This window comes from Streptomyces sp. Y7 (assembly GCF_043195415.1).
Taxonomy (GTDB): Bacteria; Actinomycetota; Actinomycetes; order Streptomycetales; family Streptomycetaceae; genus Streptomyces.
Genome location: NZ_JBIDDQ010000031.1, coordinates 1 through 15,613, shown reverse-complemented (window position 1 = coordinate 15,613; position 15,613 = coordinate 1). Strand labels below are relative to the sequence as shown.

16 protein-coding genes are annotated in these 15,613 nt (G+C 72.5%); 12 read left to right on the top strand and 4 right to left on the bottom strand.

The annotated features are described in order from the left end of the window. Positions 1-27: 27 nt before the first annotated feature. The 8 genes from ACGFW6_RS39535 (at position 28) to ACGFW6_RS39500 (ending at position 7,781) form a co-directional block, all read left to right on the top strand. Positions 28-222 (top strand): hypothetical protein, encoded by a 195-nt coding sequence (locus tag ACGFW6_RS39535; protein WP_019755516.1) that lies wholly within the window; start codon positions 28-30, stop codon positions 220-222. Between the two features lie 66 nt (positions 223-288). After that, positions 289-1,152: an N-acetyl-1-D-myo-inositol-2-amino-2-deoxy-alpha-D-glucopyranoside deacetylase gene (gene mshB, locus ACGFW6_RS39530; protein ID WP_393521219.1), complete on the top strand. Its 864-nt coding sequence runs from the start codon at positions 289-291 to the stop codon at positions 1,150-1,152. Continuing rightward, a complete protein-coding gene (locus ACGFW6_RS39525) occupies positions 1,149-1,556 on the top strand; it encodes a DUF6113 family protein (protein WP_393521217.1) in 408 nt (135 codons plus the stop codon). Before mshB ends, ACGFW6_RS39525 begins: the two co-directional genes overlap by 4 nt. 160 nt (positions 1,557-1,716) lie before the next feature. Continuing rightward, positions 1,717-4,185: a hypothetical protein gene (locus ACGFW6_RS39520; protein ID WP_393521215.1), complete on the top strand. Its 2,469-nt coding sequence runs from the start codon at positions 1,717-1,719 to the stop codon at positions 4,183-4,185. Between the two features lie 131 nt (positions 4,186-4,316). Then, positions 4,317-5,270, top strand: coding sequence for an ABC transporter ATP-binding protein (locus tag ACGFW6_RS39515; RefSeq protein ID WP_393521213.1), 954 nt, complete (start codon positions 4,317-4,319; stop codon positions 5,268-5,270). Beyond that, positions 5,267-6,007, top strand: a complete 741-nt coding sequence (locus ACGFW6_RS39510; RefSeq protein WP_393521211.1) for an ABC transporter permease — start codon at positions 5,267-5,269, stop codon at positions 6,005-6,007. The genes ACGFW6_RS39515 and ACGFW6_RS39510 overlap by 4 nt, the downstream gene beginning before the upstream one ends. Further along, positions 6,004-7,170 (top strand): sensor histidine kinase, encoded by a 1,167-nt coding sequence (locus tag ACGFW6_RS39505; protein WP_393521209.1) that lies wholly within the window; start codon positions 6,004-6,006, stop codon positions 7,168-7,170. Before ACGFW6_RS39510 ends, ACGFW6_RS39505 begins: the two co-directional genes overlap by 4 nt. Then, positions 7,167-7,781: a response regulator transcription factor gene (locus ACGFW6_RS39500; protein WP_393521207.1), complete on the top strand. Its 615-nt coding sequence runs from the start codon at positions 7,167-7,169 to the stop codon at positions 7,779-7,781. The genes ACGFW6_RS39505 and ACGFW6_RS39500 overlap by 4 nt, the downstream gene beginning before the upstream one ends. A gap of 109 nt (positions 7,782-7,890) precedes the next feature. Here ACGFW6_RS39500 and ACGFW6_RS39495 read toward each other — a convergent pair whose 3' ends face one another. Both ACGFW6_RS39495 and ACGFW6_RS39490 read right to left on the bottom strand, forming a co-directional pair. Then, positions 7,891-8,742 carry a tetratricopeptide repeat protein gene (locus ACGFW6_RS39495; protein ID WP_393521205.1) on the bottom strand — a complete coding sequence of 284 codons (852 nt, stop codon included), beginning with the start codon at positions 8,740-8,742 and terminating at the stop codon, positions 7,891-7,893. 39 nt (positions 8,743-8,781) lie between these two features. Further along, a complete protein-coding gene (locus tag ACGFW6_RS39490) occupies positions 8,782-9,810 on the bottom strand; it encodes a GNAT family N-acetyltransferase (RefSeq protein WP_393521203.1) in 1,029 nt (342 codons plus the stop codon). A gap of 140 nt (positions 9,811-9,950) precedes the next feature. Between ACGFW6_RS39490 and fdxA the strand changes: the two genes are divergently transcribed. Continuing rightward, entirely contained in the window at positions 9,951-10,271 is a 321-nt protein-coding gene (gene fdxA, locus ACGFW6_RS39485) for a ferredoxin (RefSeq protein WP_030961637.1), read from the top strand. 145 nt (positions 10,272-10,416) lie between these two features. Then, positions 10,417-11,511: a bifunctional succinyldiaminopimelate transaminase/glutamate-prephenate aminotransferase gene (locus ACGFW6_RS39480; protein WP_393521201.1), complete on the top strand. Its 1,095-nt coding sequence runs from the start codon at positions 10,417-10,419 to the stop codon at positions 11,509-11,511. Positions 11,512-11,589: 78 nt separating this feature from the next. On the opposite strand, the gene ACGFW6_RS39475 is transcribed toward ACGFW6_RS39480, so the two are convergent. Together ACGFW6_RS39475 and ACGFW6_RS39470 are read right to left on the bottom strand one after the other, a co-directional pair. Next, the gene (locus tag ACGFW6_RS39475) at positions 11,590-12,087 is read right to left on the bottom strand and encodes an ATP-binding protein (protein ID WP_393521199.1); all 498 of its coding nucleotides are present in this window, start codon (positions 12,085-12,087) and stop codon (positions 11,590-11,592) included. A gap of 375 nt (positions 12,088-12,462) precedes the next feature. Beyond that, a complete protein-coding gene (locus tag ACGFW6_RS39470) occupies positions 12,463-13,371 on the bottom strand; it encodes a heavy metal transporter (protein ID WP_393521197.1) in 909 nt (302 codons plus the stop codon). Between the two features lie 159 nt (positions 13,372-13,530). Between ACGFW6_RS39470 and dapE the strand changes: the two genes are divergently transcribed. Beyond that, a complete protein-coding gene (gene dapE / locus ACGFW6_RS39465; RefSeq protein ID WP_393521195.1) occupies positions 13,531-14,610 on the top strand; it encodes a succinyl-diaminopimelate desuccinylase in 1,080 nt (359 codons plus the stop codon). A 149-nt stretch (positions 14,611-14,759) separates the two neighbouring features. Then, the gene (locus ACGFW6_RS39460) at positions 14,760-15,518 is read left to right on the top strand and encodes a TIGR00730 family Rossman fold protein (RefSeq protein ID WP_107903151.1); all 759 of its coding nucleotides are present in this window, start codon (positions 14,760-14,762) and stop codon (positions 15,516-15,518) included. Positions 15,519-15,613: the final 95 nt, after the last annotated feature.

The window sequence follows — 15,613 nt, the reverse complement described above, 5'->3', positions numbered from 1 at the left end:
GCCTGGGATTCTTGGAGGTGAGCCGCCGTGGCACTCTCGATTTCGGCGGTGGTGCTGCTGGCGATCATCGTCTTCCTTCTGATCAAGAAATCAGGGTTGAAGGCCGGGCATGCGGTGGTGTGCATGCTGCTGGGCTTCTACCTGGCGTCCTCGACCGTCGCTCCGACCATCAGCGAGCTGACGACGAACATCGCGGGCATGATCGGAAGCATCAAGTTCTGAGCTCCCCCGCCGCTCGGCTTCGCTCGAGTGCGGGGACCCCCACGGCCGCCTCGTAGGGTGGGGTCCATGACGGAACTCCCCGACCGGCGTCTTCTCCTGGTGCACGCGCACCCGGACGACGAGTCGATCAACAACGGCGCGACCATGGCCCGGTACGCGGCCGAGGGTGCCCGGGTCACCCTGGTGACCTGCACCCTCGGCGAGCACGGCGAGGTCATCCCCCCGGAGCTGCGGCACCTGACCGGCGCCGAGCTGGGCGCCCACCGCCTGGGCGAGCTCACCGCGGCGATGCGCGAGCTGGGCGTCGAGGACTTCCGTCTCCTCGGCGGCAGGGGCCGTTACGAGGACTCCGGGATGATGGGCCTGGCCGACAACGACGACCCCGCGAGCCTGTGGCAGGCGGACGTCGACGAGGCCGCCCGCGCCCTGGTCGAGGTCATCCTGGAGGTACGCCCCCAGGTCCTGGTCACCTACGACCCCGACGGCGGCTACGGCCACCCCGACCACATCCAGGCCCACCGCGTGGCCATGCGCGCTGCCGAGCTGGCCGTGGACGCCGGGTGGGAGATCCCCAAGATCTACTGGAACCGGGTCCCGCGCACCGCCGCCGACGAGGCGTTCGCCCGGCTTCGTGCGGATCTGCCCGGACTGCCCTTCGACAAGGCCGCCACCGTCGCCGACGTCCCCGGAGTCGTCGCCGACGAGCGGATCACCACCGTGCTCGACGGCACCGCGCACGCCGCCGCCAAGGCCGCCGCGATGCGGGCGCACGCCACGCAGATCGAGGTGGCCGAGCCGTACTTCGCGCTGTCCAACGAACTCGCGCAGCCCCTGTTCACCACCGAGTACTACGAGTTGGTGCGCGGCAGGCCGGGGGCGGAGCCGGAGTCCGACCTGTTCGCCGGTGTCACGCCCGGGGAGGCGTCATGAGCTCGATGCTCGCCCAGCCGCTGAAGCTGAAGCGGCCCTCCGCCCTGCGGGTCCTCGCCTACCTCGGCCTCTTCGTGCTCGGCGCGGTGGTCGGTGTGGCCGGCGCGCTGATGCAGCCCGCGTGGTTCCCGGGCGGGCTGCTGCTCGCCGTCGCCGGCGAGGCCGGGCTGCTGCTGGGCGCCGGCCGGGCGATGGGCAGCCGCGCCGGGGCCGTGGCGCCCGCCGGCGGCTGGATGATCTCCGTGATCCTGCTGACCGCCAGCCGTCCGGAGGGCGACTTCCTGTTCGGCACAGGAGCCTCCTCCTATCTCTTCCTGCTCGGCGGCATGGCTGTTGCTGTGATCTGCGCCACCCTCGCACCGTTGCGGCAACCGGGTGGCGACGGCGTCCGACTTGGCAATTGACGTACCACTTCTCCACGACGTACTCGTGCGAGTCCCGTGTGGGTTTCCCAGGCGGTCGTGGGATACGCGCCAGAGGTGGCCAGTATGGTGGTGCGCGCCGCCGAGCCGCCCCCAGCAATGAGGTCGAAACGGGCGGTGGAGCCAACCGGGAGAACCTGCCTTGAGTCGTGAAACTGACACTCCGTCCTCCGGGCCCAACGGGCGCGGCGGAGCCGCATACCCCTCGGGCACGCCGCCGTACGGGACCCCCATGGCTTCCGACAGCGGTGCGGACGCGGGCCGTTCGGCCGCCCAGCCGGAGGAACGCAAGACCGAGACGACGCTGACGACCCGGATCCGGATCAACATCCCCGGATCGCGGCCCATTCCGCCGGTCGTCGTGCGCAAGCCCGTCTCCGAAGCCGAGCAGCCCGGCGACAGTGCCGACACCGAGGCACCGCCGCCCGCCGGCGCCACCGCCGCGGCCACGGGCAACGCCGAGCCCCCGGCCGAACCCGCTCCGCAGCCCGGGGAGAAGACGAGCGACTGGTTCGCACCCCGCAAGTCCTCCGGCGGCAAGGGCCCTCAGGGCGGACCGGCCACCAACGGTGCCGGTCTGCCCGGCGGTTCGGGCCCCGCCGCGGGCGGTGCCGCCGGAACCGGCGCGCCTGCCGGACCCGGTCGGCCCGGCGGCGTCGTCGGCTCCATGAGCGCGCCCGGCGGCCCCCGCCCCGGTGGCCCGAACGGCGCACGGCCGGACGGCGGCTCCCGTCCCGGCGGCGCGGGGCTCCCCGGCGCGACCGGTGGCCCCGTGGCACCCGGGCACGGCGGCGGCACCGGCTCCTTCGACGTCACCGAGGCGCTGGCCGCGGGCCCCCTGGGCAACGGCAACGGCGCCCGCCCCGGCGGCGAGCCGCGCCGCGACGACCTGCCGTACTTCGCGGAGAACGGCACCGGCGGCCCGAACGGCCAGAGCGGCCAGAGCGGTCCGAACGGCCCGGGTGTTCCGAACGGCCAGGGCGGCTTCGGCGGCCAGGGCGCGCAGAGCGGCCCGAACGGGCCCGGTGGCTACAGCGCCCAGGGCGGCCCGGCCGGCTTCGACCCCGCCGCCGACTTCAACGCCCCGGGCGACTTCGGTGGCTCCAGCGACTTCAACGGCCCGAACGGCGGTGGCGGCCGAGGCGGCCCGCAGGGCCCCACCGGCCCCACGACCGGCCCGGTCACCGGCGACGGTCCGGCGGTGCCGCCGGTCCCCGGCAACGGACAGGGCGGCCGAAGCCGTCGCGGCCCGGGCGTGCCCGGCGGTCAGGGCGCTCCCGGCGGCCCCGGTGGTGCCGGCATTCCCGGCATCAACGTCGGCCCGGCCGGCCCCGCGGGCCCGGGCGCTCCCGGCAACGGCCCGAACGGACCCGGTCCGAACGGACCCGCCGCCTTCAACGCCCCGGGCCACGGCCCCGGCGCCATGAGCGACGACACCGCGATCCTCACCCCGCAGAAGCCGGCCCCCGAGCCCGGCGGCGGGAACTACGGCGTCGCCGACAACGTCTCCGGCCACACCGTCACCAGCGGCATCCCGGTCGTGCCCGGCGGCGCCCAGAGCGGCCCCTTCGGGCCGGGCGGCACCGATACGCCGTCCGGGCCGCACACGCCCCCGAAGCTCCCCGAGCCGTCCTCGTCGAGCTCCTCGTCCTCCCGGCCGCCGAAGAAGAAGGGCCGCAACAAGCTGGCCCTGGTCGGCGGCGGCGTGGTCGTCCTCGCGGGCGGCCTGTACGGCGCGGGTCTGCTGATGAACCACACCGACGTGCCCAAGGGCAGCACCGTGCTCGGTGTCGACATCGGTGGCGGCACCCGTGACGACGCGGTCCGCAAGCTCAACGACGCCTTCGACGAGCGGGTCAACAAGCCGCTGAAGCTGTCCGTGGGCGGCAGGACCGTGGAACTGCAGCCGGACCAGGCGGGGCTCCAGTTCGACATGCAGCAGACGGTCAGCACGGCCGCGAGCAGCGACTACAACCCGATCTCCGTGATCGGTTCCCTCTTCGGCAACCACCGGGTCGTGGACCCGGTCATGCCCACCGACGAGGAGAAGCTGCACGCCGCCCTGGAGGACGCCTCCGGCGGCTCCGGCTCGGTGACCGAGGGCACGGTCTCCTTCAAGACAGGCAAGGCGGTCGCCGTGTACGGCAAGGCCGGCCAGGGCATCGACGTCGCCGGTTCGACCACGGCGGTCGAGGAGGCGTACCGCACCCAGGTGGAGACGGGCACGTCCGCCCCGGTGAAGGTGGCGACCACCGCCCAGCAGCCGACGGTCTCGAAGGCCGAGGTCGACCGGTTCATGAAGGAGTTCGCCGAGCCGGCGATGGCCGACAAGGTCACGGTCCAGACGGACGCCGCGCACAGCATCCCGTTCGGCTCCCTGTCCCTGCCGAAGATCCTCGGCGTCAAGGCGGTCGGCGGCAAGCTCGTGGACACGTACGACCTGAAGGCGCTCCAGCAGGCGTACGGCGCCACCTTCGACGGCGTGCAGATCAACGGCGCGAGCGGCAAGCGCGACGTCCTCCCGCAGGATGTCGCCTCCGCCCTGCGCAAGGCGCTGCGCGGCAAGACGGCGGCGGAGCGCACCGTCACCATCGACACCGACCCGAGCTAGCAGGCACCCGCTCGGACGAGGGGGCACCGGCACGCGCCGGTGCCCCCTCATCGGCGTATGACATCTGTCATCCGGCAGTCAGGACCGCCGACACTGCCGGGCTCCCGGCCTTCACGGCCACCCTTGAGCACATGACGACGACAGCGTTGAACACGACCGCCGCGGCGGTCGGATTCGACCGGGTGAGCAAGAGCTACGGGAGCGTACGGGCCGTCGACGGTCTGACGCTCACGCTGCATCCGGGGGAGACCGTGGCCCTGCTGGGCCCGAACGGGGCGGGCAAGTCGACCACGCTCGACCTGCTGCTCGGCCTCAAGCAGCCCGACAGCGGCACGGTGAACATCTTCGGCACCGGACCGCGCGAGGCCATCGTCGCCGGGCGGGTGGGCGCCATGCTCCAGAGCGGCGGGCTGATGGACGAGGTCACCGTCGCCGAACTGGTGCGGCTGGCCTGCGATCTGCACCCGAGGCCCTACAAGGTCTCCGACGTGCTGGCCCGCGCGGGCGTCTCGAAGATCGCCGACCGCAAGGTCGACAAGCTCTCCGGCGGCCAGGCCCAGCGCGTGCGCTTCGCCCTCGCGACCGCCGGCGACAGCGACCTGATCGTCCTGGACGAGCCGACGACTGGCATGGACGTCACCACCCGCCAGGCGTTCTGGGCCACCATGCGCGAGCAGGCCGACCAGGGCCGGACCGTGCTGTTCGCCACGCACTACCTGGAAGAGGCCGACGCGATAGCCGACCGTGTCCTGGTGCTGCACCGGGGACGGCTGCTGGCCGACGGCACGGCGGCCGAGATCAAGGCGAAGGCCGGGGCGCGGCGCGTCTCCTTCGACCTGCCCGACACCGACGTCGACGAGCGCGCGCTGCGGGCGCTGCCCTTCCTGACGCACCTCACGGTGTCCAACAGCGGCTCCGCCGCGGGCTCGGCCCGGACGGTCCGCATCCAGTCCTCCGACGCCGACGCCACCGTCCACGCCCTCTACGGCCTCGGCCTGTACCCCCGCAATCTCGAAGTCGCCGGGCTCGGCCTGGAGCAGGCGTTCGTCGCCATCACGGAGGCCGAGGAGGCCCGCACGCCATGACCGGCCTGATCAAGCTCGAACTCACCCGCGCCCTGCGCAACCGGAAGTTCCTGTTCTTCTCCGTGCTCTACCCGTCGCTGTTGTTCCTGCTCATCGCGGGCAGCGCCGACAGCACCACGAAGATCGACGGGACGGGCCTGACGCTGCCGACCTACATGATGGTGTCCATGGCCTCCTTCGGCGCCCTGACCGCCGTCCTGATGGGCAACAGCGAGCGCATCGCCAAGGAGCGGGAGGGCGGCTGGGTACGGCAGCTGCGGCTGACGACACTGCCCGGACACGGCTACGTCCTCGCCAAGACGGCCGGCTCCGCCGTGGTCAGCCTGCCGTCGATCGTGATCGTCTTCGTCGTCGCGGCGGCCGTGAAGGACGTACGCCTGGACGGCTGGCAGTGGCTCGCCCTCACCGGCGCGATCTGGGCCGGCAGCCTCGTCTTCGCCGCGCTCGGCGTCGCCCTCGGCTACCTCGCGAGCGGGGACGCGGTCCGCCCGATCACGATGATCACCTACTTCGGGCTGTCCATCCTCGGCGGCCTGTGGATGCCGACCACCTCCTTCCCGGGCTGGCTGCAGGACATCGCCGAGTGGGTGCCCACGCGCGCGTACGCTGCCCTCGGGCAGGCGATCGAACAGAGCCAGGCACCGCACGCGAAGGACCTCGCCGTCCTCGTCGTCTCCTTCGCCCTGTTCACGGGCGGCGCGGCCTGGCTGTACCGGAAGGACACGTTGAAGGCGTGAGCGGCACAGGCGTCGGCATCGGGCAGCGCCCGGAGAACCGCAAGCAACGCTTCGTCAAGATCCTTTGGACCGGCATCTGGCTGGTGTACCTGAGCGCACCGGCCAACGACCTGCTGCACGGCGGGCACAGCACGGGCGTGCGGATCCTCGGCTGGATCGGCCTCGCGGCGTTCGTCACCTGGTACATGCTGCTGCTCTTCCGCACGGGCCGGGGCGAACGCAACAGCGTCGTCCTCGCCTCGCTCGGCGTCCTCGCCGCCCAGTCCACGATCCTCGCCCTCACCCTGGGCCGCGAGTGGCTGGTGCTGTTCGTGTACGTATCGATCGCGTCCGGCGCGGCCCTGCCGCTGCGCATGGCCCGCTGGACGATCCCGGGCGCGTCCGTGCTGATGACCGTGATCGCGTTCGCGACGCCGGGCGGCAAGGCGTTCCTGGCCGGGCTGCTGATCCCGGCCCTGCTGGGCGGCTTCGCCATGACCGGCGTACGCGAACTCGTCCGCACCACGATCGCGCTGCGCGAGGCCCGCGCCACGGTCGCCCAGCTGGCCGCCAACGAGGAGCGCCTGCGCCTGGCCCGCGACCTGCACGACCTGCTCGGCCACTCGCTGTCCCTGATCACCATCAAGAGCGAGCTGGCGGGGCGCATGCTCCCCGGTCAGCCCGACAAGGCGGCCCAGCAGGTCGCCGACATCGAGCAGGTCAGCCGGCAGGCCCTGGTCGACGTCCGCGAAGCCGTCTCGGGCTACCGCCGTCCCCGCCTGGCCGCCGAACTGGCCGGCGCGAGAGTCGCCCTGACGGCCGCCGAGGTGAGGGCCGAGCTCCCCGCCGAGCCGGACCTCACCGGTGTCCCCGAGGAGAGCGAGACGGCCCTGGCCTGGGCACTGCGCGAAGCGGTCACCAACGTCGTACGGCACAGCGGCGCCCGGCGCTGCACGGTCGAGCTGCTGCGCCGCCAGACCCTCGACGGACCCGTCCTGGAACTCTCCGTCGAGGACGACGGCTCCGGCGACCGGGGCGGCGGCCCCGGCCACGGCCTGACGGGCCTGACGGAACGCCTGACGAAAGCCGGCGGTGCCCTGGAGGCGGGCGGGACCCGGCACGGCTTCCGCCTCACCGCCCGCGTCCCGGTGGACGCTTCGGCCCCCGTAGGATCCGCGACATGAGCCCCACGATCAAGGTCCTCCTCGCCGAGGACCAGTCGATGGTCCGCGAGGCCCTGGCCGCCCTGCTCGGGCTGGAGGACGACATCGAGGTCGTCGCCCAGGTCGCCCGCGGCGACGAGGTCCTGCAGGCGGCGCGCGAGCACGCCGTGGACGTGGCGCTCCTGGACATCGAGATGCCCGGCGCGACGGGCATAGAGGCGGCGGCCCTCCTGCACGAGGAGCTGCCGTCCGTGAAGCTGGTCGTCCTGACGACCTTCGGCCGCCCCGGCTACCTGCGCAGCGCGATGGAGTCCGGCGCCGACGCCTTCCTGGTCAAGGACGCCCCCGCGGCCCAACTCGCGGAAGCGGTACGCAAGGTGCTGGCGGGGGAGCGGGTCATCGACCCCACCCTGGCGGCAGCGGCCCTCGCGGAGGGCGCCAACCCCCTCACCGACCGCGAACGAGAGGTCCTGCGGGCGGCGGAGGACGGCTCCACCAACGCCGAACTCGCAGCAACCCTGCACCTCTCCCAGGGCACGGTCCGCAACTACCTCTCCACAGCCATCCAGAAGCTGGCGGTACGCAACAGGGCGGAGGCGGTACGGATCGCGAGGGAGAAGGGCTGGCTGTAGAACGCGGCTCATCGGAAGCGCCCTTCAGGGGCGCGGGGAACTGCGCGACAAGCCACGACGTCACCCGCAGTCGCCAACCGGCAGCACCCCCACGGCGACCCGGCGAACCTCAGTTCAACATCGCCCGAGCGGCCCGAGCCTGCCCCCGCACCCGCTCCGCCGCCCCCTCGTCCACCGAACTGATCAGCTCCGCGTACTCCTCCAACTCCACGGCCCCCGCGACGAAGTCGCCCCGCTGGACGAGCAACTCCGCCCGCTCGAACCGCAACCGCGCCGGATGCGAGGGCAGCGACAGCGACAGCTCCACGGCCCACAGGGCGACATCCGTCCGTTCGGGCCGCGCCGACGCCCACGCCCGGATGTTGTTCAGGATCCGCAGCACCACCTCCAGCGGATCGGCCGGCGTCAGCATCGACGGCTGCAACGGCGCCCCCGTGGCCCCCGCCACCAGCAGATCCGCGTCGCCGCCCGTCAGCACCCGGCCGCCGTCGAAGGGATCGGCGAGCACCTGATCGTCGGCGGGCCCGAACCCCACCACGAAGTGGCCGGGCAGAGCGACCCCGTACACGGGTGCCCCCGCCCGCCGGGCCACCTCCAGCCACACCACCGACAGCAGGATCGGCAGCCCACGCCGCCGCCGCAGCACCTCGTGCAGCAGCGACGACTCCAGCCGCTGGTAGTCCGCCGCGCAGCCGCGGAACCCGTACCGCTCCCCGAGCAGCTCCCGCAGCGCGACGGCCCACGCCCGCGGTCCGCCGGGCCGGTACGGCAGCTGTCCGGCCAGGTCGTCCAGTGTCACCTGCGCGGCGTCCATCCCCGCCTCGTCCAGCGCGCCGTCGGCCTCCGCGCCCACCAGCAGACACAGCGTGGACAGGTCGGGCCGCTCGGAGCGTGCCTCCTCGGCGAACCGCCGCCTCAGCTCGGCGGAACGCTCCGGGGTCGGGGGGTACAGGGGACGCATAGCTGGCTCGTGCCCTTTCACGGCGATCGGTACCGCTGCTCAGACTGATCGATAGTGGTGGTACGCGTGGTGCGCGGCGAACCCCATCCCGGCGTACAGCCCGCGCGCGGCCGCGTTGTCCGCCTCGACCTGGAGCCACGCCGCCGACGCGCCCTCGTCCAGGGCCCGCCGGGCCAGCGCGGCCATCACCCGGGTGGCCAGACCCTGCCGCCGCAGCGCCGGATCCACCTCCACGGCGGCGAAACCGGCCCACCGCCCGTCCACGACACACCGCCCGATGGCGGCGGGCGCACCACCGCCCTCGGCCGGGACCGTCGCGAACCACACCGACGGACCTCCCCCGCTCCCGGCTTCGCCCGCGCGGGGGGACCCCCCTCCCAGCACCTTCAGGGCCACCTCGCTCACCCCCTTGCGCTGATACCGCGTAAGCCAAGCGTCGTCCGCCTCCCGGGAGAGCACCACTCCGGCGCCCTCGTCCCGGTCCGCGACCGGCGCCAGCGCCCCGATCCACAGCTCGGCGGAGACCTCCCGGGTCCAGCCCAGCCGCTCCAGCTCCGCGCAGAGCAGCTCCTGCGTGCCCTCGGCGCCGGTCGCGGTCTGGACGTACGCGGGGAGCCCACGGTCGGCGTACCAGCGGCGTACGGCGTCCAGCGCGGCCGGCAGCGGGAGGCCGGGGTCGCCGAGCGGCAGCACCGAGTTGGCCCGGCGGGTGAACCCGGAGGCGGCACGCAGCTCCCACTCGCCGAGCCGCTCGCTCTCCACCGGACGCCACGCGCGCGCGGAGACGTGCGCGAGTTCCTCGTAGGAGGCGGCGGGCCCGCGACGGCGGGCCGGAGCGGGGGGCACGACCTTGCCCGCGACCAGTGACGCTTCCGGAATGTGGACGGTCTCACCACTCTTCCGTGTGATCAGCAGCACACCGTCGTCCCATGATGCGAGAACACCCACCGTGTCGGTGAACTTCTCACCCTCGGTCGCAGGATCGTCCAGGCGGCGTACGGAGACTCGTTTGCCCACGTCAGCAGCGGTGATACGGACCTCAAGGCGCCCGGTCGCAGATATTTCCACAGGTCAGTTCACCCCTCCTGTTCGGATCATGCCCAAGAACGGAGATACTAGGGGCGGGCATCGACGACGCCGCGCTCCCGCGCGCCAGGCGGCGGAGCCTGAGGAGGCCCGCCAGCGCCCTATCGAGGAGGAACGACAGCGTGACCTACGTCATCGCGCAGCCTTGTGTCGACGTCAAGGACAAGGCGTGCATCGAGGAGTGCCCGGTCGACTGCATCTATGAGGGCTCCCGGTCCTTGTACATCCACCCGGACGAATGCGTCGACTGCGGAGCCTGTGAGCCGGTGTGCCCGGTCGAGGCGATCTTCTACGAGGACGACACTCCGGAGGAGTGGAAGGACTACTACAAGGCGAACGTCGAGTTCTTCGACGAGCTCGGCTCCCCGGGCGGCGCCAGCAAGCTGGGCCTGATCGAGCGGGACCACCCCTTCATCGCCGCCCTGCCGCCGCAGGCCGAGTAGTCCCCACGGCGACCCGCACAGCGTGCCGCCTCGGTCCCGTACGGCCTGATCGCCTTGATCACCGTACGGGACCGAGGCGTTGCCGTATCCGGCAGTACCCGTGACACCGGCAGTACCGGCAGTACCAGAAAGTGAGCCAGATCCCGTGTCCGCAGTCTCCGATCGCCTTCCGACCTTTCCCTGGGACAAGCTGGAGCCGTACAAGAAGACGGCCGCCGCGCATCCGGACGGGATCGTCGACCTCTCCGTCGGCACGCCGGTCGACCCGGTGCCCGAGCTGATCCAGAAGGCACTGATCGACGCGGCGGACTCCCCGGGCTATCCGACGGTCTGGGGCACCCCGGCGCTGCGCGACGCGCTCACCGGCTGGGTGGAGCGCCGCCTGGGCGCCCGTGAGGTCACCCACCGGCACGTCCTGCCGATCGTCGGCTCCAAGGAACTGGTCGCCTGGCTCCCCACCCAGCTGGGCCTGGGCCCCGGCGACCGGGTGGCCTACCCGCGGCTGGCGTACCCGACCTACGAGGTGGGCGCCCGTCTCGCCCGCGCCGAGTACGAGGTGTACGACGACCCGACCGAGCTGGATCCGCGCGGTCTGAAGCTGCTCTGGCTGAACTCGCCGTCCAACCCCACCGGCAAGGTCCTGTCGCAGCGCGAGCTGACCCGGATCGTCGCCTGGGCCCGTGAGCACGGCGTCCTGCTCTTCTCCGACGAGTGCTACCTGGAGCTGGGCTGGGAGGCCGACCCGGTCTCGGTCCTGCACCCGGACGTCAACGGCGGCTCCTACGACGGCATCGTCGCGGTGCACTCCCTGTCGAAGCGCTCGAACCTGGCCGGCTACCGGGCGGCGTTCCTGGCCGGCGACCCGGCGGTGCTCGGCCCGCTCCTGGAGATCCGCAAGCACGGCGGCATGATGACGTCGGCCCCGACCCAGGCGGCCGTCGTCGCGGCCCTCGGCGACGACGAGCACGTCCGCGTCCAGCGCGACCGCTACGCCGCCCGCCGCTCGGCCCTGCGCGATGCCCTGCGGGCCCACGGCTTCCGCATCGAGCACAGCGAGGCGAGCCTCTACCTCTGGGCCACCCGCGACGAGTCCTGCTGGGCCACCGTCGCCCACCTGGCCGACCGCGGCATCCTGGTCGCCCCCGGCGACTTCTACGGCGAGGCCGGCGCCCGGTACGTACGGGTGGCGTTCACGGCGACCGACGAGCGGGTGGAGGCGGCGGTGCGCCGCCTGGCGTGATCCCGTAGGAACGCAGAAGCCGACGGGGCCCAGGGAACTCCCTGAACCCCGTCGGCACGAGCCGGGCGCGGCCGCGCGTCAGCCGATCGGAAGGCCCTGCACCGGCAGCGAGCCGGTGCCCGGCAGGCCGCCCTGCGTGGCGGAGCCCGCCGCGTCACCGAGGACGGCACCGACCGAACCGGCCATGCCGCCCGCGGTCTGCTGCGCGGAGGCGGCACGCTCCTTGGCGACCTTGCCGCCGGTCTTCGTGACCTTGCCGCCGGCCTTCGTCGCGGTCGGCACGGCCTTCTTCGCGGCCTTGCCGCCGGTCTTGGTCACCTTGTCGCCGGCCTTGGCGGCGGTCGGCAGCGCCTTGTCGACGGCCGTGTCGACGGCGCCGCTCGCGAGCCCGGCGGCGTTCTGGGTCGCGCCGTCGACGACGCTCGTGTTGTCCAGGGCCGTCAGGCCGCCGACCTGGGGGGTGTTGGTCAGATCGGGGGCCGCGCTGGCGGAGCCGGCCGCACCGACCCCGGCAGCCGCCCCCGCAGCGACGAGCAGCGCGGCACGGGCGATCCGGCGGGTCAGGGGGAGGGACATGATGCTCCTTCGACGGGTCTGTCGGATGAGAACGATGAAGTGTCCGACCGCGCCCGGCAGTTGGGCCGACTGGCTGCGGCGACTGACGGTGGACCGACTGGCTGTTGATCTCCGGGCTCGGACGCAGTGACTACCGCTCGAAGGCCGCGAAGGTTGCGGCGCGCCAATGTAAAGAGTTGGCAATGCGTCGCATTATCGCCTGCGGATAAAAACGGGCAAAGCGCGTCCCGTCCGAAAGCCCGCGGAATCCTTACAGCCCTTTGTTCTCAAGGCTTTTGACGGATTCCGAAGGAGCCGCGCGAAAACCTTCCCACACCGGTGCCTTCCGACACTTCGACCAACCCGTGGGAGTGATCCGTCGAACTGCCGCGCGTACTACCCGGACGTGACGATCCGGACCGCGTCCGCACCGCTCCCGGCCGCCGGGGCACCCGGGCCGGTGATCGCGCGCCACTGGCTGTCGGTGTTCCCGGCGGTCCACTGCCGACCGGCGTACGACACCCGCTTGATGTGCAGATCGGAGGCGTTGGCCACGGCCCAGTGGGCCAGCTGCCAGCCGCGCTCCCTCGCCCCGCGCCCGGCTCCCTCACCGTCGGCCACCGGCAGCAGCACGGTCCGCTCGTCCTCCTTGATCACGGACGGGGTGGGCGAGGGCGTCGCCTTCTCGCCGCTCACCTCGGCGGCGGCCGGCTGGAGCGCGTCGCGCCCGAAGTCCCGCAGCAGTGCGTCCCGTACCGAGTCCGCCCCCGCCGCCCGAGTGGCTCCGGGGCGGCCCTCGCAGGTCAGCGTGGCCGCCGAACGGCCCGTGAGGGCGGCGGCGAGCAGCTTCGCGTCCGGCTCGTGCTTGGCGTACGCCTCCGGGAAGCCGCTGCGCTGGACGCGCTGGGCGGCGACGGTGAGCGGCAGCCGCGTGTAACCGGGGACCTTCACCAGGTGCTCGTAGAACTCGCCGGCCGAGTAGATCGGGTCGAGGATCTCCTCCTCGGTGCCCCACCCCATCGAGGGCCGCTGCTGGAACAGGCCCAGGGAGTCGCGGTCGCCGTGCCCGATGTTGCGCAGCCCCGACTCCTGCAGTGCGGTGGCCAGCGCGATCGTCACGGCCCGCTCGGGCAGCCCGCGGCCGGTGCCGACGGCGGCGATCGTCGCCGCGTTCACCGCCTGCTCGGGCGTGAACTCGTACCCGGCTCCGTCGCCGTTGCCCGACACGACGTCGCAGCCCGGTGTTCCCGTGCCCCCGGTGACGTACTGCACCGCGAGGTAGCCCGCGACGGCGAGCAGGACCATGAGGGCCGCTCCGCGACGGAGAAGGCGGCCACGGCGTTGGGGAGTGGGTGACGGCTCTGGCACGTCGTACAAGGTAGCTGAGGTTACTGAGGGGTACCGGCGCAGTGGAAAATCGGTGGGAAAAGTGAGGTGACGGCCCGGCGCGTTAGGGTCGGCACCATGGCCGACACCTCCCTTGACCTCACGCTGGACGCCGCGAAGCTCACCGCGCAGCTCGTCGACTTCCCCTCCGTCAGCGGCACGGAGAAGCCCCTGGCGGACGCCATCGAGACCGCCCTGCGGGCCCTGCCGCACCTGACGGTCGAGCGGTACGGCAACAACGTCGTGGCGCGCACGCACCTGGGCCGGCCGGAGCGCGTGATCCTCGCCGGCCACATCGACACCGTTCCGATCGCGGACAACGTCCCCTCGCGCCTCGACGACGACGGCGTCCTGTGGGGCTGCGGCACCTGCGACATGAAGTCCGGCGTCGCCGTCCAGCTGCGCATCGCCGAGACGGTCGTGGCCCCCAACCGCGACCTGACCTTCGTCTTCTACGACAACGAAGAGGTGACCGCCGAGCTCAACGGCCTCAAGCACATCGCCGAGAACCGCCCCGAGTGGCTGGAGGGCGACTTCGCGGTGCTGCTGGAGCCGTCGGACGGCGAGGTCGAGGGCGGCTGCCAGGGCACGCTCAGGGTCCTGCTCAGGACCAAGGGCGAGCGCGCCCACTCCGCGCGCGGCTGGATGGGCTCGAACGCGATCCACGCGGCGTCGCCGATCCTGGCGCGCCTGGCGTCCTACGAGCCGCGGTACCCGGTGATCGACGGCCTGGAGTACCGCGAGGGCCTGAACGCGGTCGGCATCTCGGGCGGCGTCGCCGGCAACGTCATCCCCGACGAGTGCGTCGTGACCGTCAACTTCCGCTACGCCCCCGACCGCACGGAGGAGGAGGCCGTCGCGCACGTCCGCGAGGTCTTCGCCGACTGCGGGGTCGAGGAGTTCGTGGTGGACGACCACAGCGGCGGCGCGCTGCCGGGGCTGTCCCACCCGGCGGCAGCGGCGTTCATGGAGGCGGTCGGCGGCACCGCGCGGCCCAAGTACGGCTGGACGGACGTCTCCCGTTTCTCCTCCCTCGGCATCCCGGCGGTCAATTACGGTCCCGGCAACCCGCACTTGGCGCACAAGCGGGACGAACGGGTGGAAACGGCGAAGATCCTGGCGGGCGAGGAGCGGCTGCGGGCGTGGCTCACGGCGTAGCCGTCGCGGGGCACGCGCGCGTGCGACGGGGCGTGGGCCTCGGGATCGCCGGGACGGCGCTTCATGGCGGACATGCTCACGTCCCCCGTCCGTAACCCGCGTGGATCTACGCTGAGGTGGAAAGACCTGGCAAGCGGAGGGAGCGCTACATGGCTACCGGCAACCCCGAGGGCAAGAAGCAGCCACCGGAGGAGCAGCGCCTGGGACCCGTTCTGAGGCGGCGCGACCAGGTGACCGCGAGCACCACGGACCAGCGGCTGCTGGACGCGGGCGGCCCGTCGGACTGGGTCCACACCGACCCCTGGCGCGTCCTGCGCATCCAGTCGGAGTTCATCGAGGGCTTCGGCACCCTCGCCGAACTCCCGCCCGCCATCAGCGTCTTCGGCTCGGCGCGCACGCCCGTGGACTCGCCCGAGTACGACGCCGGCGTCCGCCTCGGCCGTGGCCTGGTCGAGGCCGGCTGGGCCGTGATCACGGGCGGCGGACCCGGCGCCATGGAGGCGGCGAACAAGGGCGCGCTGGAGGCGAAGGGCATCTCGGTCGGCCTCGGCATCGAGCTCCCCTTCGAGCAGGGCCTCAACCCCTACGTCGACATCGGCCTGAACTTCCGGTACTTCTTCGTCCGCAAGATGATGTTCGTCAAGTACGCCCAGGGCTTCGTGGTCCTGCCCGGCGGCCTCGGCACCCTCGACGAACTCTTCGAGGCCCTCACCCTCGTCCAGACCCAGAAGGTCACCCGCTTCCCGATCGTCCTGTTCGGCAGCGCCTACTGGGGCGGCCTGGTCGACTGGCTGAAGAACACCCTGATCGCCCAGGGCAAGGCGTCGGAGAAGGACCTGCTCCTGTTCCACGTCACGGACGACGTGGACGAGGCGGTCGCCCTGGTGTCGAAGGAGGCCGCGCGCTAGCCGCACTCAGCCCGCCGGGCGGGTGTGTTCTTCCAGCCCGTCCGGCGTGTGTTCTTCCAGCCCGTCCGGCGTGTGTTCTTCCAGCCCGTCCGGCG